This is a genomic window from Streptomyces sp. NPDC004327, assembly GCF_042873935.1.
GTDB lineage: Bacteria > Actinomycetota > Actinomycetes > Streptomycetales > Streptomycetaceae > Streptomyces.
Map to the genome: position 1 here is coordinate 734,055 of NZ_JBIAME010000001.1, position 21,539 is coordinate 755,593.

General features: G+C 71.5%; 17 protein-coding genes. 6 read left to right on the top strand and 11 right to left on the bottom strand.

All coding sequences use genetic code 11. The annotated features are described in order from the left end of the window. Positions 1–295 precede the first annotated feature (295 nt). From ACFYU9_RS03195 to ACFYU9_RS03210, 4 genes are read left to right on the top strand one after another with little or no spacing between them, the layout of a single operon-like run. The gene (locus ACFYU9_RS03195) at positions 296–1,051 is read left to right on the top strand and encodes a (5-formylfuran-3-yl)methyl phosphate synthase (RefSeq protein WP_389342966.1); all 756 of its coding nucleotides are present in this window, start codon (positions 296–298) and stop codon (positions 1,049–1,051) included. An 8-nt stretch (positions 1,052–1,059) separates the two neighbouring features. Beyond that, positions 1,060–2,469: an aldehyde dehydrogenase family protein gene (locus tag ACFYU9_RS03200; RefSeq protein WP_389341850.1), complete on the top strand. Its 1,410-nt coding sequence runs from the start codon at positions 1,060–1,062 to the stop codon at positions 2,467–2,469. Beyond that, positions 2,466–3,578 carry an NAD(P)-dependent alcohol dehydrogenase gene (locus ACFYU9_RS03205; RefSeq protein ID WP_389217871.1) on the top strand — a complete coding sequence of 371 codons (1,113 nt, stop codon included), beginning with the start codon at positions 2,466–2,468 and terminating at the stop codon, positions 3,576–3,578. Before ACFYU9_RS03200 ends, ACFYU9_RS03205 begins: the two co-directional genes overlap by 4 nt. Further along, complete coding sequence (locus tag ACFYU9_RS03210) at positions 3,575–4,552, top strand: class I SAM-dependent methyltransferase (RefSeq protein WP_389341853.1); 978 nt, start codon at positions 3,575–3,577, stop codon at positions 4,550–4,552. The genes ACFYU9_RS03205 and ACFYU9_RS03210 overlap by 4 nt, the downstream gene beginning before the upstream one ends. Before the next feature lie 68 nt (positions 4,553–4,620). On the opposite strand, the gene ACFYU9_RS03215 is transcribed toward ACFYU9_RS03210, so the two are convergent. The 4 genes from ACFYU9_RS03215 to ACFYU9_RS03230 all read right to left on the bottom strand — a co-directional run bounded on the left by ACFYU9_RS03215 (position 4,621) and on the right by ACFYU9_RS03230 (position 8,377). After that, positions 4,621–5,154, bottom strand: a complete 534-nt coding sequence (locus ACFYU9_RS03215) for an EF-hand domain-containing protein (protein WP_389341856.1) — start codon at positions 5,152–5,154, stop codon at positions 4,621–4,623. Positions 5,155–5,385: 231 nt separating this feature from the next. Further along, a complete protein-coding gene (locus ACFYU9_RS03220; protein ID WP_389341859.1) occupies positions 5,386–6,825 on the bottom strand; it encodes an amino acid permease in 1,440 nt (479 codons plus the stop codon). Further along, positions 6,822–7,553 (bottom strand): FadR/GntR family transcriptional regulator, encoded by a 732-nt coding sequence (locus ACFYU9_RS03225; protein ID WP_389217883.1) that lies wholly within the window; start codon positions 7,551–7,553, stop codon positions 6,822–6,824. Before ACFYU9_RS03225 ends, ACFYU9_RS03220 begins: the two co-directional genes overlap by 4 nt. 32 nt (positions 7,554–7,585) lie before the next feature. Beyond that, positions 7,586–8,377 carry a gamma-glutamyl-gamma-aminobutyrate hydrolase family protein gene (locus tag ACFYU9_RS03230; RefSeq protein ID WP_389341862.1) on the bottom strand — a complete coding sequence of 264 codons (792 nt, stop codon included), beginning with the start codon at positions 8,375–8,377 and terminating at the stop codon, positions 7,586–7,588. Positions 8,378–8,624: 247 nt separating this feature from the next. Here ACFYU9_RS03230 and ACFYU9_RS03235 point away from each other — a divergent pair, with 247 nt between their 5' ends. Beyond that, entirely contained in the window at positions 8,625–9,533 is a 909-nt protein-coding gene (locus ACFYU9_RS03235) for a LysR family transcriptional regulator (RefSeq protein WP_389217889.1), read from the top strand. Positions 9,534–9,748: 215 nt separating this feature from the next. Beyond that, positions 9,749–11,014, top strand: coding sequence for a hypothetical protein (locus ACFYU9_RS03240; protein ID WP_389341865.1), 1,266 nt, complete (start codon positions 9,749–9,751; stop codon positions 11,012–11,014). Between the two features lie 142 nt (positions 11,015–11,156). Here the strand turns inward: ACFYU9_RS03240 and ACFYU9_RS03245 are convergent, their stop codons facing one another. From ACFYU9_RS03245 to ACFYU9_RS03275, 7 genes are all read right to left on the bottom strand, one after another. Then, a complete protein-coding gene (locus ACFYU9_RS03245) occupies positions 11,157–12,191 on the bottom strand; it encodes an MASE1 domain-containing protein (protein ID WP_389341868.1) in 1,035 nt (344 codons plus the stop codon). Between the two features lie 127 nt (positions 12,192–12,318). Then, positions 12,319–13,161, bottom strand: a complete 843-nt coding sequence (locus tag ACFYU9_RS03250) for a PP2C family protein-serine/threonine phosphatase (protein WP_389217899.1) — start codon at positions 13,159–13,161, stop codon at positions 12,319–12,321. Positions 13,162–13,471: 310 nt separating this feature from the next. Next, positions 13,472–14,818, bottom strand: a complete 1,347-nt coding sequence (locus ACFYU9_RS03255) for an NAD(P)/FAD-dependent oxidoreductase (protein WP_389341871.1) — start codon at positions 14,816–14,818, stop codon at positions 13,472–13,474. Between the two features lie 44 nt (positions 14,819–14,862). Further along, positions 14,863–16,410 (bottom strand): long-chain fatty acid--CoA ligase, encoded by a 1,548-nt coding sequence (locus tag ACFYU9_RS03260; protein ID WP_389341874.1) that lies wholly within the window; start codon positions 16,408–16,410, stop codon positions 14,863–14,865. A 119-nt stretch (positions 16,411–16,529) separates the two neighbouring features. Further along, positions 16,530–17,993: an aldehyde dehydrogenase family protein gene (locus ACFYU9_RS03265; RefSeq protein ID WP_389341877.1), complete on the bottom strand. Its 1,464-nt coding sequence runs from the start codon at positions 17,991–17,993 to the stop codon at positions 16,530–16,532. Positions 17,994–18,020: 27 nt separating this feature from the next. Next, on the bottom strand, positions 18,021–19,118 hold the full coding sequence (locus tag ACFYU9_RS03270) for a Zn-dependent alcohol dehydrogenase (RefSeq protein ID WP_389341880.1): 1,098 nt from the start codon (positions 19,116–19,118) through the stop codon (positions 18,021–18,023). Positions 19,119–19,172: 54 nt separating this feature from the next. After that, positions 19,173–21,539 carry an AMP-binding protein gene (locus tag ACFYU9_RS03275; protein WP_389341883.1) on the bottom strand — a complete coding sequence of 789 codons (2,367 nt, stop codon included), beginning with the start codon at positions 21,537–21,539 and terminating at the stop codon, positions 19,173–19,175.

Consider the following 21,539-nt stretch of genomic DNA (forward strand, 5'->3'; position numbering starts at 1 on the left):
GGGCAGCCGCGTCGCCGCCATGGCCCGGCGTGGGGCGGGGCGGGCGGGGCGGGGTGCGCGGGGCCTGCCTATACCCGAGGGGCTGTGGGGGGGGGGGGGGGGGCGCCCCCCGCCCCCCGCGGGCCCACGCCGGTGCACAGCGCGTCGTGCGCGCGCCCTCCACGCACCTCCGGGGAGCTCCGCGCGCCCTACCCGTGCCCGCGGGGCGACGGAAAGGATGAGCGCACCGCAGGTGAACCAGGTGATCCGCACCCCTGTCCTCGGCCAGGCGGGCATGCGGCGGAAGGAGCTCATGGTGTTGCTTCTCATCTCCCCGGACGGTGTCGAGGAAGCCCTCGACTGTGCGAAGGCCGCGGAACACCTCGACATCGTCGACGTCAAGAAGCCCGACGAGGGCTCGCTGGGCGCCAACTTCCCCTGGGTCATCCGGGAGATCCGCGACGCGGTGCCGGCGGACAAGCCGGTGTCCGCCACCGTCGGCGACGTGCCGTACAAGCCCGGCACGGTCGCGCAGGCCGCGCTCGGGGCGGTCGTCTCCGGCGCCACGTACATCAAGGTCGGCCTGTACGGCTGCACGACTCCCGAGCAGGGCGTCGAGGTCATGCGGGCGGTCGTCCGGGCGGTGAAGGACCACCGCCCGGAGGCGCTCGTGGTCGCCTCGGGCTACGCCGACGCCCACCGCATCGGCTGCGTCAACCCGTTCGCCCTGCCCGACATCGCCGCCCGCGCCGGTGCCGACGCGGCCATGCTGGACACCGCGATCAAGGATGGCACGCGGCTCTTCGACCACGTTCCGCCCGACGCCTGCGCCGAGTTCGTCCGGCGCGCCCACGCGTCCGGTCTGCTCGCCGCCCTCGCGGGCAGCGTCACACAGGCCGATCTCGGTCCGCTGACCCGCATCGGCACGGACATCGTGGGCGTGCGAGGAGCCGTCTGCGCCGGCGGCGACCGCAATGCCGGGAGGATCCAGCCGCATCTGGTCGCCGCCTTCCGGGCCGAGATGGACCGGCAGGCCCGGGAACACGCCGTCGGCACCACGGCCGTGAGCTGACCACCCGGATGCCGACGCCACAAGCCGATCGTGTCCCCGGGCATCGTGCCGCACCCCTCGCCGTCGTCGACCCGGCCACCGAGGAGGCCTTCGACGAGGCCCCCGACCAGCAGCCGGACGAGCTGGACGAGGCGATCGCCCGGGCCCACCGGGCCTGGCACGGCTGGCGCGCCGACCCCGCAGCCCGCACCACCGCCCTGCGCGCCGCCGCCGACGCCGTGGAAACGGCCGACGACGACCTCGCCCGGCTGCTCACGCGGGAACAGGGCAAGCCCCTGGCCGAGTCGTACGCCGAAATCGCCCGTACGGCGGCCCGGCTGCGCTACTTCGCCGACCTGGCCCCCAGGACCCGCCGGATCGACGACGGCCGGCCCGTGCACAGCGAGGTCCGCTGGCGGCCCGTCGGGCCCGTCGCCGCGATCGTGCCGTGGAACTTCCCGATCCAGCTCGCGGCGGCGAAGTTCGCGCCCGCCCTCGCGGCCGGCAACACGGTGGTCCTCAAACCCTCCCCCCACACCCCGCTCGCCACCCGGCTGCTCGGCCACGTCCTCGCCGCCGTCCTGCCCGAGGACGTCCTGACCGTCGTCACCGGCCGCGAGCCCCTCGGTGCCCGGCTCGCCGCCCACCCGGGCATCCGTCATGTCACCTTCACCGGCTCGGTGCCCACCGGCCGGGCCGTCGCCCAGGGTGCTGCGGCCTCGCTCGCCCGGGTCACCCTGGAACTGGGCGGCAACGACGCCGCCGTCCTCCTGGACGACGTCGACGTGGAACGGATCGCGGACCGGCTGTTCTGGGCCGCGTTCCGCAACTGCGGACAGGTCTGCATGGCGGTCAAACGCGTCTACGCCCCCGCCCGGCTCCACGCCGAGGTCGTCGAAGCCCTCGCCCAGCGCGCGAAGAGCGTCCCGGTCGGATCCGGACTCGACCCGGACACCCGGATCGGCCCGGTCAACAACGCTCACCAGCTGGCCCGGATCGAGCAGGTCACGCGGCGGGCCCTGGCGGACGGCGCCCGGGCCGCGGCAGGCGGCCAACGACTCGACGGAGCGGGCTACTTCTTCGCCCCCACGATCCTCACCGACGTCCCGCCCGACAGCCCGGTGGTGACCGAGGAACAGTTCGGACCGGTCCTGCCGGTACTGCCGTACCGGAACCTCGACGAGGCCGTCGACGCGGCCAACGGCACCGGCTTCGGTCTCGGCGGATCCGTCTGGGGCACCGATCTCGACCGGGCCGGGGCGGTGGCCGACCGGCTGGAATGCGGCACGGCCTGGATCAACCACCACGCCGAACTCTCCCTCGCCCAGCCCTTCGCGGGCGTCAAGGACAGCGGCGTCGGCGTCGCGGGCGGCCCGTGGGGCCTCTACGGCAACCTCCGGCCGTTCGTCGTCCACCGGCCGCGGGAGGAGGAAGCGTGACGACGAGGTTCCGGGCGGCCGTGCTGCGCTCGTACGAGGACCCCTTCACGATCGAGGAGGTGGCCCTGAGTGCGGAGCCCGGCCCCGGCGAGATCCTGGTGGAGGTCGCGGGAGCCGGGATGTGCCGCACCGACCTCGCGGTACGGCGATCGGCCGGCCGCAGCCCGCTCCCGGCGGTCCTCGGCCATGAGGGCTCCGGGGTCGTGGTGGCGACGGGCGGTGGCCCCGGTGTCGCGCTCGGCGTCGGCGACCACGTCGTGCTGAGCTTCGACTCCTGCGGGCACTGCCGGAACTGCAGCGCCGCCGCCCCCGCCTATTGCGACTCCTTCGCCTCCCTCAACCTCTTCGGCGGGCGCGAGGAGGATCCACCGCGACTCACCGACGCGACCGGAAAGGGGCTGGCTCCCCGGTGGTTCGGCCAGTCCTCCTTCGCGGCGTACGCGCTCGTCCCGGCCCGCAACGCCGTCCGGGTCGACCCCGCCCTGCCGCTCGAACTGCTCGGGCCGCTCGGCTGCGGCTTCCTCACCGGTGCCGGAGCCGTGCTGAACACCTTCGCCGCGGGACCCGGCGACACCCTCGTGGTCCTCGGCGCGGGAGCCGTGGGCCTGGCCGCCGTGATGGCGGCCGCCGCCGCCGGCGTGCGGACCGTGGCCGTCGACCGGCACCCCGAACGCCTCGACCTGGCCGAACGGTTCGGTGCGACCCCGCTGTCCGCCGGAGCGCACGGACTGCCCGAGCGGATCCGCCGACTGACCGACGGCGGAGCCCAGTACGCCCTGGACACCACGGCCTCGGCCCCGCTCATCAACGACGCCCTCCACGCACTGCGCCCCACCGGCACCCTCGGCCTCGTGGCACGCCTCCACACCCCGCTGCCGCTCGAACCGGGCACGCTCGACCGGGGCCGGGGCATCCGCCACATCTGCGAGGGCGACGCGGTACCCGGGCTGCTGATACCCCGGCTCACCGGCCTGTGGCAGGCCGGCCGCTTCCCCTTCGACCAGCTGATCCGCACCTACCCGCTGGCCGACATCAACGAGGCCGAACGCGACTGCGACGCCGGCCGCGTGGTCAAACCCGTCCTGCTGCCGGAAAGAAGAGACCGATGAGCGAAACCTCCCTCACCAAGGAGTCCCCGCATACCAAGGAGTCCCCCGATCCGGCCACCGGAGGAGAAACGGCCGCCGCGTCGACTCCGCCGGCTGATGCGGAAGGCGTGGACGGAGGTGTGGGGCTGACCGCCCTCCTGGTCGCAGCGGCCCGGGCGATCGAGACCCACCGCCACGACAGTCTGGCCCAGGACGTCCACGCCGAACACTTCGTACGCGCGGCCCCGGCGTGCGCGGACTGGCCGGTACGCGTCGAGCAGGTCCGGGAGGGGGACGACAACCCCCTGTGGGGCAGGTTCGCCCGCTACTTCGGGCTGCGGACCCGGGTCCTCGACGACTTCGTCCTCGGGTCGGTCCACGACGGTGCCCGTCAAGTGGTCCTGCTGGGCGCTGGACTTGACACGCGTGCCTTCCGGCTGGACCTGCCGTCCGACTGCGTTGTCTTCGAGATCGACAGGGCCGGTGTGCTGGGCTTCAAACACCAGGTGCTCACCGACCTGTCGGCCGCCCCGAGGGTGAAGCGCGTCCCGGTACCGGTCGACCTGCGCGCGGACTGGGTGACCGCGCTGACCTCCACCGGCTTCGACCCGGCCGCACCGAGCGTCTGGCTGGCCGAGGGGCTGCTCTTCTACCTGCCGAGCCCCGCCGAGACGTACCTCATCGACACGGTGGACCGGCTGACCACCGGCGGCAGCGCCCTGGCCTTCGAGGCCAAGCTGGAGAAGGACCTGCTGGCGTACCGGGACAGCGCGATCTACACGGCGACGCGGGAACAGATCGGCATCGACCTGCTCGACCTCTTCGACCTGGGACCGCGCCCCGACTCGGCGGGTCACCTGACGGCCAAGGGCTGGTCCACCTCGATGCACACGCCCTTCGACTTCACCCGCCGGCACGGACGCGGTCCCCTTCCCGAGCCGAACGACGCCCTGGAGGGCAACCGGTGGGTCTTCGCCCACAAGCCCGGGCCCTGACGTCCGCCGGGCCGCCGGAGAGTCCCGGGACGACCGAAGCCGTCCGGGACTCTCCCTGCCGGGCCGTGTCACACGGCCGGGGCGCCCACCAGCCGGTCACCGGGAATCCCGGCCAGGTCCGGTGCGTAGTAGTCCTCGATGCCGGCGGCCCACGTGGCCACGGTGATGCGGTCCGCGGCGTCCGGGCCGAAGGCGTCGAAGAGCGCGTGGATGTTCGCCTCCTCGAAGCCGATCGCCGTCATCAGCGACATGAAGAGCGGGCGCTCGATCAGGCCGTCCCCGTCCGGGTCGCCGAGTGCGGACAGCGCCCTGGCGAACTCGGTGACCGTGGGGCCGAAGCGCTCGGGGTCGAGCACGAAGGGGCGGAACTCCTCGATGGTGATCACGCCGTCGCCGTTGGTGTCCAGCTCGGTGGCCAGCGTCGTCCAGTAGCGGCGGAACGCGGCCTGGATGGCGTGCCTGGCATCGGTGTCCGAGGCGACCGCCGCCTCCAGAACGCGTTCCGTCATGAGGTCGAAGTCGCCGGAGTCGATGACTCCGTTGCCGTTGGCGTCGAAGAGGGAGAAGACCAGCTCGACCCGCTTGGCGGCCTCAGTGCGCATGCCCGTCACCTGTCTCGTGCGGCCCGTCGGTGCCGGGCCTGGCTCAGTGAGTACGTTCCAGGTAACCGAGCCGGGGGAGAGCCGTGACGGTGCGGCGGTCGCGGCTACCCGAAGGAGTGAGTTCGCCGACAATCAGCCCGGGTGGCCCGGACTGCCCCGTTCTGTGGTGGGTCGCTGCTGACCGGGGGCGGCGACCGCCACCCCCGGTCAGCAGGACGGGCGGCGTCCGGCTCAGTCGTCGCTCCCGGCGGCGGCGCGCGCCACGCGGCCGCGGACCGCGTACCAGCCGGCGACCAGTGCCGCGGCGATCAGTGGCACGCACAGCACGGTGGTGCGCGCGGCCCCTCCGTCGGCGTACATGAGGACCAGGACGGAGGCGAGGAAGGCCAGCGTCACGAGTTCGGTCCACGGGGAGCCGGGCAGGCGGTAGGAGGGGCGGGTGAGTTCGCCGCTGCGGGTCTTCCGCCAGAAGAGGAGGTGGCAGATCATGATCATGCCCCAGGTGGCGAGGATGCCGATCGCGGCGAGGTTGAGGACGATCTCGAACGCGTCCGCGGGGACCACGAAGTTGAGCCCGACGCCCAGGACGCACATGCCGCTGGTGAGGAGGATGCCACCGTAGGGGACCTGGGTGCGGCTGAGCCGGGCGGTGAAGCGCGGGGCGGAGCCGTTGACGGCCATCGAGCGCAGGATGCGGCCGGTGGAGTAGAGGCCGGAGTTGAGCGACGACATGGCCGCGGTGAGGACGACCAGGTTCATCACGTCGCCGGCCGCGGGGACGCCGATGTGGGAGAGCACGGTCACGAACGGGCTCTGGCCGGCGCTGTAGCCGTTCCAGGGCATCAGCATCGACAGCAGGACGACGGAGCCGACGTAGAAGAGGCCCACCCGCCACATGATCGAGTTGATCGCCTTGGGCATGATCTCCTCGGGCTTCTCGGTCTCACCGGCCGTGACGCCGACCAGTTCGACGGAGGCGTAGGCGAAGACGACGCCCTGGATGATCAGCAGCATGGGGAGCAGGCCGTTGGGGAAGATCCCGCCGTTGTCGGTGATCAGGGCCGGACCCGGGACGGCGCCGTCGACGGGGTACCGGGTCGCCAGGAGGAAGATCCCGATCCCCATGAAGACGACCAGGGCACTGACCTTGACGATGGCGAACCAGAACTCCATCTCGCCGAAGATCCGCACCGAGATGAGGTTCACGGTGAGGACCACGGCCAGGGCTATGAGGGCGATCACCCACTGGGGGACGTCGGAGAACAGGCGCCAGTAGTGGGTGTACGTGGCGACGGCGGTGATGTCGGCGATGCCGGTGGTCGCCCAGTTCAGGAAGTACATCCAGCCCGCGGTGTAGGCGCCCTTCTCCCCGAGGAACTCCCGGGCGTAGGAGACGAAGGCGCCGGAGGACGGCCGGTACAGGACCAGTTCGCCGAGCGCGCGCACGACGAGGAACGCGAAGACCCCGCAGACGGCGTAGGCGACGAACAGGGAGGGACCGGCGTCGGCGAGGCGTCCGCCCGCACCGAGGAAGAGGCCGGTGCCGATCGCACCGCCGATGGCGATCATGTTGACGTGCCGGGGTTTCAGGGACTTGCTGTAGCCGGTGTCGCCGGCGTCGACGTGACGGGTCGTGGGGCGCTTCTCGTCTTTGAGGAACTGCTCGCTCACGCCTCGGGTCTGCCTTCCGTGAGGGCGGTTGTGCGCTGGGGGCGCACGATGTCGGTGAGGGTCGTCTCGACCCGTAGCAGGTGGTGGGACATGGCTTCCACCGCGTCGTGCTCGCTGCCGTCGGCCAGGGCCTCCAGGATCGCCCGGTGCTCGCAGTTGGACTGCTCGCGCCGGCCGCCCAGTTCGTTGAGGAAGGTCGACTGACGCGCCAGTGCGTCGCGGATCTCCTCGATGACGCGGCGGAAGACGGGGTTGCGGGAGGCCTCGGCCACCGCCAGGTGGAAGACGGTGTCCATCGCCACCCACGCGGTGGTGTCGGTCTCCTGCTCCATCCTGTCCAGCAGATGGCTCAGATGGTCCAGGTCCTCGGGGGTGCGGCGCAGTGCGGCGTACCCGGCGACCGGGATCTCGACGTGCCGCCGCACCTCCAGCAGGTCGCTGGCGGCGTAGTCGCCGAACGTAGGGTCCTCGACCGTGTTGGCCACGACGAAGGTGCCCTTGCCGCTCTTGGAGACGGTCAGCCCCATGGCCTGAAGGGCCCGCAGGGCCTCCCGCAGTACGGGCCGGCTGACTTCGAGGGTGCGGCACAACTCGGCTTCGGAGGGCAGCTTGTCGCCTACGACGTACTCCCCGCGCTCGATGGCGCTGCGCAGGTGGCCGAAGACCGCTTCCATGGCGCTGACGCGCCGCGGAAGGGAGCCACCTGTCTGGCTGTCTGACAGGTTCACGTTGTGATCCTGTGGGGGTGGGCCCCGGGGTGTCAAGACACCTGGGTCGGGAAAATCCGGCCCGGCGCGCTTCGCGCCGTGCGCGAATCCCGTCCGGCCGTCGGGGCGGGACCGGTGCCTCCGGCGGAGCCGGCGGCAGCCACCAGGGCCTGCACGACCGGCGCCTCGACACCCATCTCCGGGTGCCATTGCACGCCCACGGCGAAGCGGTACCGGGTGCTCTCGATCGCCTCGACGGTGCCGTCCGCCGCACGGGCGGCGACGACCAGCCCCGCGCCGAGGCGGTCCACCGCCTGGTGATGGTGCGTGGCGACCTGGTGCGTCCCCGGCAGCAGGCCGCCGACCCGTGTCCCGGGCACCGTGGTCACGGCGTGGGCGCAGAAGTGGCCCCGATAGGGGTTGTGGCCGTCGTGGCCCACGCTGTCGGGCAGGTGCTGAATCAGGGTGCCGCCCTCGTGTACGTTCATCAACTGCATGCCACGGCACACCCCGAGCACGGGTATGTCGCGGGCCAGGCCGGCGGCCAGTACGGCCCGTTCCCACCGGTCGCGCTCGCGCACCGGCGGCCCGGTACACGGATGGGGCGCGGCCCCGTACAGTGCGGGATCGAGGTCCTCGCCTCCCGCCAGGACGATCGCGTCCAGCCGGTCGACCACGTCGGCCGCGGCCTCCGGCGCGTCCGGCGGCAGCAGTACGGCGCGGCCGCCGGACGCCCGGACGCAGTCCGCGTAGGCCGCGGGCAGCACCGCGGCGGGAAGGTCCCACTCGCCCCACTGCGCGTGGGCGAGGTAGGTGGTGATTCCGATGAGTGGTGGCTGGGGCATACCACTTCCTTTCGGGGCATGAGGGGTGACCGGCGACAGCCGGAGCCGAACCGAACGCCCCCGCCACGGGAGGCTGCCGCGGATGACGCGGTGGTGCTGGCGGAGGTGACCGGGGCGGCGGGGGAGGGGTGTTCGCGGGCCGAGGGCGCGGGCTTGCGTTTTCCTGCCGCGAGTAAGAATCCTGCTGGCGTTCATCTCCAATCACAAGAAAACACATCTTCGCGACAGATAAGTGAGCCTTAACTCCGTGCACGGACTCGACCCCCGCCTGCTCGCCACCCTCGAAGCCGTCGTACGGCACGGCTCGTTCAGCGCCGCCGCACGCGAACTCGGCTACAGCCCGCCCGCCGTCTCCCAGCAGATCGCCGAACTCGAACGCCGCGCCGGCCTCAGGGTGCTCGAGCGCCGCCCCGTGCGCGCCACACCGGCCGGCGAAGTCCTCCTCGGCGCGGAGCAGGGCGTCCGCAGTGCGCTGGCAGCGGCCTCGGCCGAACTCGGCGCCATGCGCGCCGGTACGGCCGGACGGATCCGGCTCGGCGCCTTCGCCTCGGCCGCCACCGGCATCGTTCCGCAGGCCCTGGCCCGACTCCAGGCCGCCTACCCCCACGTGCAGGTCAGTCTCAGCCAGCTGGAGCCCGAGGCCGGTTACAACCGGCTCAAGCGGGGGGACATGGACCTGGCCTTGAGCTACGACTACGACTTCATCCCCGTCCCGCCGCCCCGGATGCTGCGCCGGACGCTGGTCGCACGGGATCCGGTGGTGGCCGTCGTCCCGGCACACCACCGCCTGGCCGACCGGGAGGTCATCGACCTGGCCAGCCTCGCCTCCGAGACGTGGATCGCCGCTCCGGAGGCCGCGCTGCGCCTGGAACTGCTCTCGCAGATGGCCAACACGCCCGGCTTCCAGGCCCGCCTGCAGTACGAGGGGGACGACTTCAACACCGTGCTCGGGTTCGTGGCCGCGGGCCTGTGCGTGGCCGTCATGCCGCGACTCGCCCTGCCCCGCACCCAGACCCAGGTCGTGGCCCGCCCCCTGGCCGAGCCGCGGCTGACCCGCTTCATCTACGCCGTCCGCATCGACACCCGGCACACCCCGCGCGCCGTCCTGGACCTGGAAGAGATGCTCGCCGCGCAGGCGCTGGCCGCGCTCTCGTAACGGGCACGGGGTCCCGAGGCCGTGCGGGTGAACGGATCGTGGAGGCTACGTGAAAAGCGGCCAACTTGGCGGCCGTCGTACGCGCGTAGACCCCGCCGACGCCCCGGACTTCCCACCGTGTCCGACTATCGGACGCGGTGGCTGAAAGTTAAACTATTGTGTGACGGGCGCACTATGTTTGCCGCGGTTGACGTTCCACCGAGAGGAAACCCCTCATGACCGCAGCCGACTGCCCGCCCGGAACGGCGCACGTCCTCACCGGCTACCGCCCCGAGGACGGCTTCATGGCCGTGGAGCTGGACCCGCCCCCGGCCGAGTACGTGTGGCACGACGAGAACGCCGAGCAGCAGGACCAGCGTTACGGCCCGGGAGTCGGCTACCAGCAGTGGCTGGCGGTGGACGCCCGCGACGGTGCCGTCTGGTTCGGCGACACCGACTGGCGGGCCCCGCACGAGTCCTCTGGCAGCCGGCTCCCCGGCAGCCCCCGCAGGGCACTGGGCGACGGGGCCGTCCTCGACCCCGGAATCATGGTGCAGCTGCTCGGCCACCTGAGCCACGACGAACAGCGCGGCTGCACGTGGCGCTTCTTCAGCGCCGAGGAACTGCACGCGCTCGCGGTGCGCGTCCTGCCCGCCGTGCAGCGACTCGTGGACTCGATGCACCGGACCGGGCCCGAAGGCGAGCTGGAATGGTCGGCCGAGGCGGCCACCGCCTGGGACGACATCGAGCAGGCCGCGACCCCCGCCTTCGACCGCTCCGGGGAACTCCGCTGGCCCCGACCGCGCACGACACCGGTCCCGGCCTGGCGCGTCGAGGTCGGTGACTTCCTGGACGCCAACCCCCAGCTGTGCGACCCCTCCTGGGAGCTGGCCACGGACGCGGAACTCGACGCCTACGCCGACTACAGCCCACAGGACGGCTACGGCGGCGTACCGGGGCGGATCTGCCGCGACGCCGACCAGCGGATAGAGGAAGGCTTCACCTTCTACGGCCACCGCGCCGCCCTGTACGCCTACCGGGCACGGGCCTGTGGCGACCGTACTCCGACAGACGCCTGTGCCTGGCTGGAGACGACGGAGGCCGGGCGGGCCACCTGGGAGGCGGCCAAGCCCCTCGGAGCCACCCTCGCCGACGTGCCCGACTGCGTGCTGGCCTCCCTGGCCGAAAGGTTCCAGGACGCCGCGCAGGCACACGGGCTGGCCCTGACGGGCCTGACCGCCTATCTCCGCAGACTGCGCGGCGCGGAACGCTCCGCCGTCGATCAGCAACTCGTCTACGAGGGCAAGGAAGTCGAACGCCTCGAGAACATGCTCAAGGACTTCCGCGCCGCACGTAACCGCACCATGACGCGGATTCTGGCCTGGTCCGACGGACGAGAGGCCGCGGAGATCGCCCGCCTGGCCTCCCTGCCCGAAGCGTACGTCAGTGACTGGAGGGCCCGCATGACCGACGAACAGACCACCACACCCCCCGGCCCGTGAAGCACACACGGCCCACCGGCCCACCGCGTCGTCGCGAACCCGGAGCCTGATGGACGGCCACGTCCGCCCCGCTTCGGCAACCAGATCCCATCCCCGAAGGGCACTCGCCACCGCTCAGCGGATCCGTCGCGGACGCGGAGGGTCACGGATCGCGGTGTCCGCCGGGTGGGGCTGCGCTGCTCTCGGTGGGCTCGGGCGAGGACCCGGCGGAGGGGCCCGGGGAGGGCTCGCCCGCCGCGAGGTGCTCCAGGACCTCCGCCAGTTCCTCGCAGGCGCGGCGCACCGAACGGCGGGTCGCACGCTGCTCGGCGATGACGGAGGCGAGGAGGAGGGCGGTCAGGGCGGCGGAACCGTTGAACGTCTGGAGCTTGACCATGATCTCGACGTCCGACAGGTGGGAGAACGCGCCCCGGTCGGAGATCGCCTCGTAGGTGGCGAATACGGACGCGAAGAGCGCGCACAGCACGCTGCCGGCGAGCTGGAAGCGGAGCGCCGCCCAGACCAGCAGGGGGAAGACGAGGAAGAGCAGGCCCACCGGGCTGAGCACGGCCAGGGGGACGACAACCAGGGTTGTCACCCCTAGAAGGGCCGCCTCCTTCCAGCGCCGCACCCGGAACCGTCCGGTCGCCCCCGCGAGTACGAGCAGGAGCGGAGCGACGAGCAGAACCCCCATCGTGTCGCCCGCCCACCAGGCCAGCCACACGGCCCAGAACTCGCTCCTGTCCAGGGAGCCCGTCACCACCTGCAGTCCGACCCCCGCGGTCGCGCTGATCAGCATGGCGCCGAACCCGCCGAGGAAGACCAGCGAGAGTCCGTCGCGCAGCCGCGCCATGTCAAGCCGGAAGCCGACCCGTCTGAGCAGCAGGAAGGCGCAGAGCGGCGCGACGGTGTTGCTCATCACGGTGACCACTGTGGTGGGCCCTGGGGTGGTGAGGGAGGCGATGACGAGGAAGGAGCCGAGGGCGATCCCGGGCCAGACCCGCGCACCGAACAGCAGCAGGGCGGCGACGGCGACGCCCGTGGGCGGCCAGATGGGGGTGGCCACCACGTCTTCGACGACGAGGCGGCCCAGCAGGCCGAGCCGTCCGGCCGCGTAGTAGCAGACCGCCACGGCCAGCGAAATCAGCGCCGCCCCGGTAAGGGGCCGGAACTGCCGAATATCCAACACGCCAGCCATCAGACACCAGCCGGGCCGCCACGACCGGGCAAGGACCCTGCGTGTCGGGCGCCGCCGTACGGCACGAGTCCGGACCGGCCCGCGGTCTGGCCCCGACCGGGGCGGGCCGACCCCTGGCGAGCCCCCTTCACTCCTCGACCGTCGGCCGGGCCGGACCGCCGTCATGGCCGACGACCAGGACGGCTGCGTCGTCCTCGTGCCCCACCGTGGACGCCAGCTTCATGACGGCGGTGGCGAGTGCGTCGACGTCCAGCCCGGCGACGGCGGTGATCCCGGCGAGCCGCGTCACCCGGTCCAGACCCTCGTCGACGTGGAGCGAGGGCCCCTCCACCACCCCGTCGGTCAGGAGGACGAAGACACCGTCGGCCGTGAGCCGGTGGCGCGTGGCCGGGTAGTCGAAGTCGCGGAGCACACCGAGCGGCGGCCCGCCCTCGCTGTCGTCGATGCCGGAGCGGCCGTCGGCGGTGGCCCAGATATGGGGGATGTGACCGGCCCGGGCGCAGTCCAGGGTGCCGGCAGCGGGGTCGAGCCGCAGGAAGGTGCAGGTGGCGAAGAGGTCGGCGCCCAGAGAGATCAGCAGGTCGTTGGTACGGCCGAGCAGCTCTCCCGGGTCTCCGGTGACGGAGGCCAGCGCGCGCAGTGCCACGCGGACCTGTCCCATGAAGGCGGCGGCTTCGATGTTGTGCCCCTGCACGTCACCGATGGACATGCCGATCTGCCCGCCGGGCAGGGAGAAGGCGTCGTACCAGTCACCGCCGACGTTGAGCCCGTGGTTGGCGGGCTCGTATCGGACGGCCAGCCGGGCGCCCGGGACACTGGGCAGGTCCGAGGGCAGCATGCCGCGCTGCAGGGCCACGGCAAGCTCGACACGGGAACGCTGCGTCTCGGCCAACTCCCGAGCCATGGCGGTCAGCGACCCGAGCCGGACCAGGAGGTCCTCGCTGTTGTCGGCCGGCCGTCTGCGGAACATCGCTCACTCCGACGTCACGACAATCCTCGCATCACTCTGTCCCGTCTCCAGCACGCGGGACCACAGGGGACCACCTCGGTACGAACAGGTCCTTCCCCACTCTGCCCGCAACGTACGACGCCCGCATCTCATCGACCCCGCACCCCGGCCCGAAGGCGTCGCCAGGAGACCGGGGGTGCTGACCAGGGACGAAAACCCCGTCCTCTTACGGTCGCGTTTCTCAGCGACCGGCACGGCTCTCCGCCGCGCCCCGAGGCCATGGGGCGCGGCGGAGAGCCTGCTCGAGGGCCGCCCTTCGTCACCGGGCCGGTCAGTTCACCGGGGCCGCGCCGCGGCGGGCGTTGCGCCGGCTGCCGTTGACCAGGTCGTTGAAACGGTCGACGGCCCAGATGGTCCGCAGCCCCGGAGCGCCCATCATCATGGGGCGCCCGAACTTGGGCTTCTTCACCCAGAGAGCCTTCAGGTCCTCGTGCTGTTCGCCGTCCACGATGTGGTCGGCGATGAGCGAGCCGAGGTACGGCGCCTGGGCCAGGCCGTGGCCGTTGCAGGCGACCGAGTAGAAGATGTCGTCGCCGATGCTGCCGGCGAGCGGAAGCCACGACGTCGTGATGCCGATCCATCCGCCCCAGGCCCGGGCGGCTGCGACGTCGGCCAGCGCGGGGAAGCGGGTTTCGAAGCCGCGTGCGAGGTCGGCGACGACCGCCTTGTCCGGCTTCCTCAGGGGAAGCGGGTAGCCCTTCCCCCGCTGGATCCGGCGGACGCCGAACACGATCGTGTTGCGCGAGGTGAGCCGGTAGTTCTCCATGAAGTTGTGCTGGGTGACCACCCCCGACCGGCTGGTCCAGCCGAGCGCGGCCAGGCGCGCGGGATCGATGGGCTCGGTCTCCACCTCGGTGACCCAGATGGGCACGGACAGCCGCTTCGGAGTGATCGCCAGCTCGCCGCCGAAGGCGTTCGTGGCGAGCACGAGCTTGTTCGCACGCACCTCGCCGCCGGGTGTCCTGACGGCGATGTGACCGCCGTCCCGCGTGATGTCGGTGACCCTGGTCCGTTCGAAGACACGGGCGCCCGACGAGAGGACGGCGCGGCGGATGCCCAGACTGAACTCGCCGGGGTTCATCATCCCGCCGACGGACTCGCGAAACCCGCCGAGGAATCCACGGGGAATGCCCAGCTCGGCACTGGTGCCGAGTTCGACCTTCCCGCCGGCCTTCCGCAGGATCCTGGTCACGCGACGTACGCGGCCCATCTGCCCACGGGACACCGCGGCGCAGACGTTGCCGGTGGCCTCGTAGTCGCAATCGATGTCCAGCCGCTCGATCAGGCGCTCCACGAAGTGCGCGGAGTTCTCGGCGAACCGGACGATCCCGGGAAACTTCCTGGGATGGAGGATGTTCAGGAACTGGATGTCGCCGCCCGGAGCACCTGCCAGCTGTCCGGCATTGCGCGAGGCGGAGCCGTGGCCGCAGAACTCGGCCTCCAGCAGCACCACGTCCCGGCCGCGCTCGGCCAGTCGCAGTGCCGTCGACATCCCGGCCAGGCCGCCACCCACGACGGCGACCTCACAGGTGATGTCCTCTTCCAGGGCGGACTGGACGTTGCCGGGCGGGTCGACCCATCCGGTGAAGGTGGTGTACTCGACGTTGTCCGTCTTCATCTCATGGTTCCTTGCTCCGTGTGGTACGCGGCAACGGTTCGGCTTCAGCCCAGCCGGCGCTTGAGGATCTTTCCGCTGCCGGTCATCGGCAGGCTCGACACGAGTTCGACGATGCGGGGGTACTTGTAGGCGGCCATGTGCTCCTTGCCCCAGGCCACGAGTTCGTCGGCGGTGAGGGCGGCGTCCTTCTCGAGGATCACGAAGGCCTTGATCTCTTCGCCGTGGCTGTCGTGCGGGACGCCGATGACCGCCGCGAGGCTGACTGCCGGATGGGTGTGGAGCACCTCCTCGACCTCGCGGGGGTAGACGTTGAAACCGCCACGGATGATGAGGTCCTTGGCCCGGTCGACGATGTAGTAGAAGCCGTCCTCGTCGCGTCGGGCGAGATCCCCGGTTCGGAACCATCCGTCCCGGATCGCTTCGGCCGTCGCCTCCGGGCGGTTGTAGTAGCCCTTCATGACGTTGTGGCCCCTGATCGCGATCTCGCCGACCTCCCCGGCCCCGGTGACCTCCGTCCAGTCCGGGCGGATCAGCTTGAGCTCCACGCCCCAGATCGGGACGCCGATCGAGCCCGGCCGGGACGGGAGCCGGGGGTCGCTGAACGTGGCGACCGGCGACGTCTCGGACAGCCCGTACCCTTCGAGCACGGTGACGCCGAGGCGCTGCTCGACCCGGTTGATGATCTCGACCGGCAGGGCCGCTCCACCGGAGATGCCGATCCGCAGGTTGCCGGCGATCCGGCGTACGTCGACATCGTCGGAGAGCGCGTTGAGCAGCCCCCACCACATGGTCGGAACACCCGCGAAGAACGTGATGACCTCGCGGCTCATGAGGTCGACCACCTCACGGGCGGCGAAGCGCGGCACGAGGTGCAGGGTCGCCGCGACCGAGAACCCCGCGTGCATCTGTACCGTCGCGCCGAAGGTGTGGAACAGCGGAAGGCACACCACGTGGCTGTCGGTGGCCGGTTCGTTGCGGAACAACCGGTTGTTGGCCAGCACGTTCATCATCGTGTTCGCGTGGGAGAGTTCGGCGCCCTTGGCCTGTCCCGTCGTGCCCGACGTGTAGAGGATGACCGCCGTGTCGGTCGGCTCCCTGACCACCGACTCGAACACGGTGCTCATGCCGGCGAGTGCCTGACCGAGCGTCTCGGTGCCGGCGATCGGGCTGGGCTCCTCCTGGTCGGCGGTGATGACGAAGAAGTGCTCGACCGTCCCGGCCTCTTCGTATCCGGCATGACCCTCCGCGGCCATGGCCAGCTCGGGAGTTCCCTCGAAGCAGAAGTACGCCGAGACGTCCGCGTCCTTCAGGTGGTAGGCGATCTCGCGGCCCTTGAGCAGGACGTTGAGCGGGACCACGACCGCACCCGCCTTGAGCACGCCGTAGTAGACGATGGGGAAGGAGGGCAGATTGGGGCAGCTGAGGGCGATCTTGTCGCCGGGCCGGATGCCCCGGGACACCAGCAGGTTGGCGACCTGGTTCGCCGCCTCGTCGACCTGGCGGTAGGTCAGCCGGGTCGGGCCGAGCACGAGTGCGTCCCGGTCCGGGAACGTGCGGGCGGAGTCTTCGAGGAGGATCGAGAGGTTCAGCAAGGTGGTTCTCCAGCGGCTCTGGATTCGGTCATCGGGCGGTCTCGACGGCTGGGTCCGAAGACGTCAGCCCGCGGCCGCCGCGTCCTTCGCCCGCGTCCCGGACACGACAGCGGCGCGTTTCACAACGGAAGGTCCGGCGAGTCGACTCCGACCACCCGGTCCCCGCAGAACACGCGCACCGACTCGGCCGGGCCGTGACCGCCGATGCCGGACGGCCCCCAGAAGCTCTGCGCGGAATCGTCGCCGAGGTCGGCGAGCTTGGCGCCGTTGACCCGCACCTCGCCGGACAGCACGCGCGAGCCGACCTCGATCGCGCGCTCCGTGTCGCCGCCGAACACATAGGCGTCGAGCCCCGAGGGGTGGGCGTTCGCGATGCGCAGCGCCTCCTCGTCGGAATCGACGGCGTGCAGGGACACCACGGGACCGAACAGCTCCGCGGTGGCCTTCGCCGGGTCGGCCCCGGCGGCGACGGTCGGCGAGAGGAAGAACCCGTCGAGCTCGGGCAGCCGGGCCGGGCGGTGGACGCTCGCCCCCAGGGCGCGCAGTCCTTCGATCCGGCTCTCCAGCGTCGCGAAGTGCGGTGCGTTCGAGATCGGACCGAACTCGGCGCCCTCGTCGAGCGAATGACCGATCACGACCTTGGAGATGCGCTCGGTCAGCGCTTCGAGCAGCGGCCCCACCAGGCTCCTGTGGGCGAGCACCTTGCCCGGCCCCTCGCACCACTGGCCGTTCAGCTTGGTCATGCCCTCGAAGATCCCGTCGGCGGCGACCTCGACGTCGGCGTCGTCCAGGACGAGCGCGGGGTTGTTGCCGCCGAGCTCCAGCTGAAGGACCTTGAAGTCCTCCGCGGCGGCCCGGGCGATCGCCCGGCCGGCGGCCGGACCGCCGGTGAACGACAGGACCTTGACGCGCGGGTCACCGCTCAGTGCGGCACCCACGTCGCCGCGTCCGTGCACGAGCTGCAGCGCGCCGCTGGGCAGCCCGGCCTGGACGAAGCACTCGACGATGATCTGCGCGCTGCCCGGGGCGTGCTCCGACGGCTTCAGGATCACCGGGCAGCCCGCCGCGACCGCGCTCACGACCTTGGCCGCGGGGATGAAGCTCGGGCCGTTCCACGGCGTGAGGATGGCGGCCGGCCCCCACGGGACCTTGTAGAGGCGGACATCGCGCCCGCCCGCCGCCAGAGCGCGGACCCGGGGGATGTTCAGCAGATCCGCCGCCGTCGCCCGGATCCTGGCGGGCAGGAACGCCGCCACCTTCCGGGTGACGCCGATCGGCACGCCGCTGGTCAGGGAATCCGTGCGGGCGATGTCCTCGACCCGGGTCTCGATGAGCGCGGCGACGCGCTCGAGCACGTCGGCACGCTCCCGGCGGGCCTCGTCGTCCCACCGGCCGACGCCGTACACGCCCTCGGCGTGCCGCAGCGCCCGTTCGACGTCTTCGGATCCGGTCGTGACCGCGCGGTGCACCGGTTCCCGGGTGTTGGGGTCGACGTTCCATTCGCCCCGGATCGTCTCGCAGGCGCTCCAGGCGTCCGCGATGTAGTTCACCGGCTGGGGAATCGTCGTCTCGCCGCTGGACATGTGAGTCACCTCTGCATCCGTTGTTGGTCAGGCCTTGAGGTCGACGACGATGCGCGTCACGTCACCGCTGCGCATCGCCTTGAAGCCCTCGTTGATCTCGCCGAACGGGATGACCTGCGTGACCATCTCGTCGAGCAGCAGCCGCCCCTGCTGGTAGAGGCGCGCGAGCTGGGCGATGTCCTGGCGCACCTGCCCCGATCCCATGTACGAGCCGATGAGGCGCTTCTCGCCGAAGAAGAAGTCCGACGCGGGTACCTTGAGCTCGGTGCCCTCCGGGGCGATGCCCACCAGGCACGCGGTGCCGGTCTCGCGCACCACCGAGAGCGCCGTGGCCGCGGTGCGCGCCGAGCCGACGGCCTCGAACGAGTAGTCGACCCCGTCGCCCAACAGCTTGCGAACCTCCGCGGCGACGTCCTCGGCGCCGCCGTTCACGACATGCGTCGCGCCGTAACCGCGCGCGGCCTCCAGTCGTGCCTCGTCCAGGTCGATGGCGACGACGGCCGAAGCCCCCGCCAGCCTGGCTCCCTGGATGATGGCCGACCCGACGCCGCCGCAGCCGATCACCGCCACCGTGCTTCCCGGACGCACCCGGGCACCGCGGAAGACGGCGCCGACGCCGGTGATGACACAGCACGCCAGGAGACACCCCACGTGCAGCGGCACCGCGTCGTCCAGCTTCACCAGTGCGTTCTCCCGCATGAGGGTGTGCCGGGAGAACGCGCCGACGTCGCCGAGCCGCTCGACCGGCTTGCCGTCCGTCAGCTGGAACGCGGGACGCGGACGCCGACGGACCTCCGCCACGCGGCGGCACTGCGTCGACCGGCCGGCCTCACAGTTGACGCACCGGCCGCACGACGGCGTCAGCGCCCCGACCACGCGGTCGCCGACCCGCAGGCCGGTCACCGCGGTGCCGATCGCCTCGACCACACCGGCCACCTCGTGACCCACCACCACCGGCAGGTCGATCGGCACCGTGCCGGTCATGTAGTGCAGGTCGCTGTGGCACAGGCCCACGTGCGTGACCGCGACGCGCACCTCGTCGGGCTCGGGATCGTCCACCTGGATCGTGGTCATCTCGAGCGGCTCGTTCACCGCGGTGAGCACCGCGGCCTCTGTGTCGATCACGTCTTCTCCTCTGTCGTTCGTTGTGGAAGGGGCCGTACCGGCCCCTGTCCGGCTCTACTTGCGGGTGCCCTTCGCGGACCAGAAGCCTTCGACGCCCGCCTGGAACACCCCGCTCTCCCAGGTGTCCCGCGCGGCGGCGTCCTCACGGGCGAAGGCCTCCTCGATCTCGTCGAGCCGCGGCCGCAGGAGCGCGAGGTGGAGCGCCGTCGTGTTGTTCTCCGGTGTCCACTCGACGACCAGGTCGACGGCACGGTCGACCAGTTCGCCGGGCGCGACGATCTCGTCCAGGAGGCCGATCCGCAGGGCCTCCTCGGCACCGATCCGCGGCGAGCCGAGGACCATGCGCATCGCGTGGTTCCGGACGAGCCGGGTCAGCAGCAGGCTCGACGCGTTCGAGATCGTGATGCCCCGGCCGTTCTCCGGCTGGTAGTACTCCGCCGCCGGGCTTCCGATCCGTGCGTCGCAGCAGAGGGTGATCTCCGAGGCGCCGCCCACCGCGAGACCGTTCACGGCCGCGATGACGGGGACCCGTGTCTCCACGATGGCGCGGGTGATGTCGTGGAAGGTCTCGAACGCCTCCCGCATCTCCTCGTACGAGGTGGGCGGCGCCTGGAGGTCCTCGCCGGCGGAGAACGCCCGGCCCGCACCCGTGAGCACGATCCCGCGCACGCTCTCGCCGGTCCCGAACTTCCGTATGTCGTGGGCGAGTCGGCGTCGCGTGGCGACGCTCATGGCGTTCAGCTTCTCCGGACGGGACAGGGTCAGCACCGCCACGTCCCGTACGACGTCGACATCGAGGATGTCCGTGGACGGGACGGCGGACGGGACGGTAGCCACGGCGGACGGGACACCGGACGCGCCCGCGGAGCCGCGCCGCGCGCCCAGATCGAAGGTGACGCCGGGCTCGGCCGCGGCACGGGCCTTGAGCGCCGGCTTGGACACGCGCTCGGACGGCGTCCGCGGGAAGTCGGTGACGAACTCGACATAGCGCGGCACCTTGAAACGGGCGAGCTGCCGGCCGGCCCGGTCGACGAGCCGCGCGGCGGTCGTACGGTCGGCCGGCACCCCGGCGGAGAGCTGGACGAAGGCCTTGACCTCTTCGCCGAAGGTCTCGTCGGGTTCGGCGACGACGGCGGCGGCCACGACCTCCTCGTCACGTTCGAGAGCGGCCTCGACCTCGGCGCTCGCGATGTTCTCGCCGCCACGGCGCACCATGTCCTTGATGCGACCGACCAGCCGGATGCCCCCGTCCGGCCGGCGGACGACGACATCGCCGGTGTGCAGCCAGCCGTCCCGCAGCACGCGGGCGGTGTCCTCAGGACGGTTCCAGTAGCCGAGCATCATCGGCCTGCCCGAGACGATCAGCTCACCGGGCTCGCCGTCGGGCAGATCGGCTCCCTGCGGATCGACCACCCGGGCCCGCTTCGTCGGCACCGGAAGCCCCAGGCTCCCGCTTCCCACGGAGTTCGCGTCGTCGACGGAACCGAACAGGTCGACGCCGGTCTCGGTCATGCCGTAGATCTCCCGCCACGGCGCGCCCCAGCGTTCCTCCAGCTGCGCGTGGATCCCGATCGGGATGCCCGAACAGAGCACCAGGCGCAGCTGGTTGTCCAGGTCGTCGGGGTTCGGCGGTTGCTTGAAGAGCAGCGTCGGCATGGACCCGAGCACATAGAAGAAGGTGGCGCGGTGGCGGCGGATGTCCGCGAAGAAGCCCGAGGCGGAGAACCGGGGCAGCACGACCAGCGGGGCCCCGATCGTCAGGGCGAGCGCGGTGTTCCACTGCGGATCCATGTAGGAGAACGGCTGAGCGGTGAGCAGGACGTCGTCGGGCCCGAGGCCGGTCACCGCGGCGCAGGTCCAGCCCAGCCGCACCCAGTAGTCGTGGGTGAGCATGCACGCCTTCGGGAAGCCGGTGGTGCCCGAGGTGTACTGCAGGTTCGCCAGGGTTTCGGCGGTGGGGCGCACCGCCGGAGCGGTCGCCGGGAAGGGCGCGGACCCGTCCTCGGCGACGTCGACGATGCGCAGGTCCGCCAGATCGGTCTCGGTGTCGGCGACTTCCCTCAGGAGACCCGCCCGCTCGTGATCGGTGAACACGACCCGGGCTCCCGAATCCCGCAGGAGGAAGGAGAGGTCGGCCCGCTTGTACGAGGAGTTGACCGGTACCGCCACGGCGCCGGCCTTCAGCGCTGCCAGCCATACGACGGGCCAGTGCACGATGTTCGGGAGCATGATCGCGACGCGGTCGCCGGGCTGGAGGCCGTCCGCCTCGATCAGCCGGTGCGCCAGCCGGGAGGTCCAGGCGTCGATCTCGGCAAAGGTCCAGGATTCCTCACCGAAGCGCAGGAACTCCTGATCGGGGGATCGCCGCGCGCGCTCGGCCAGCAACCCGGTCAGCGTCGCGATGGAGGGGTCGTCTCCCAT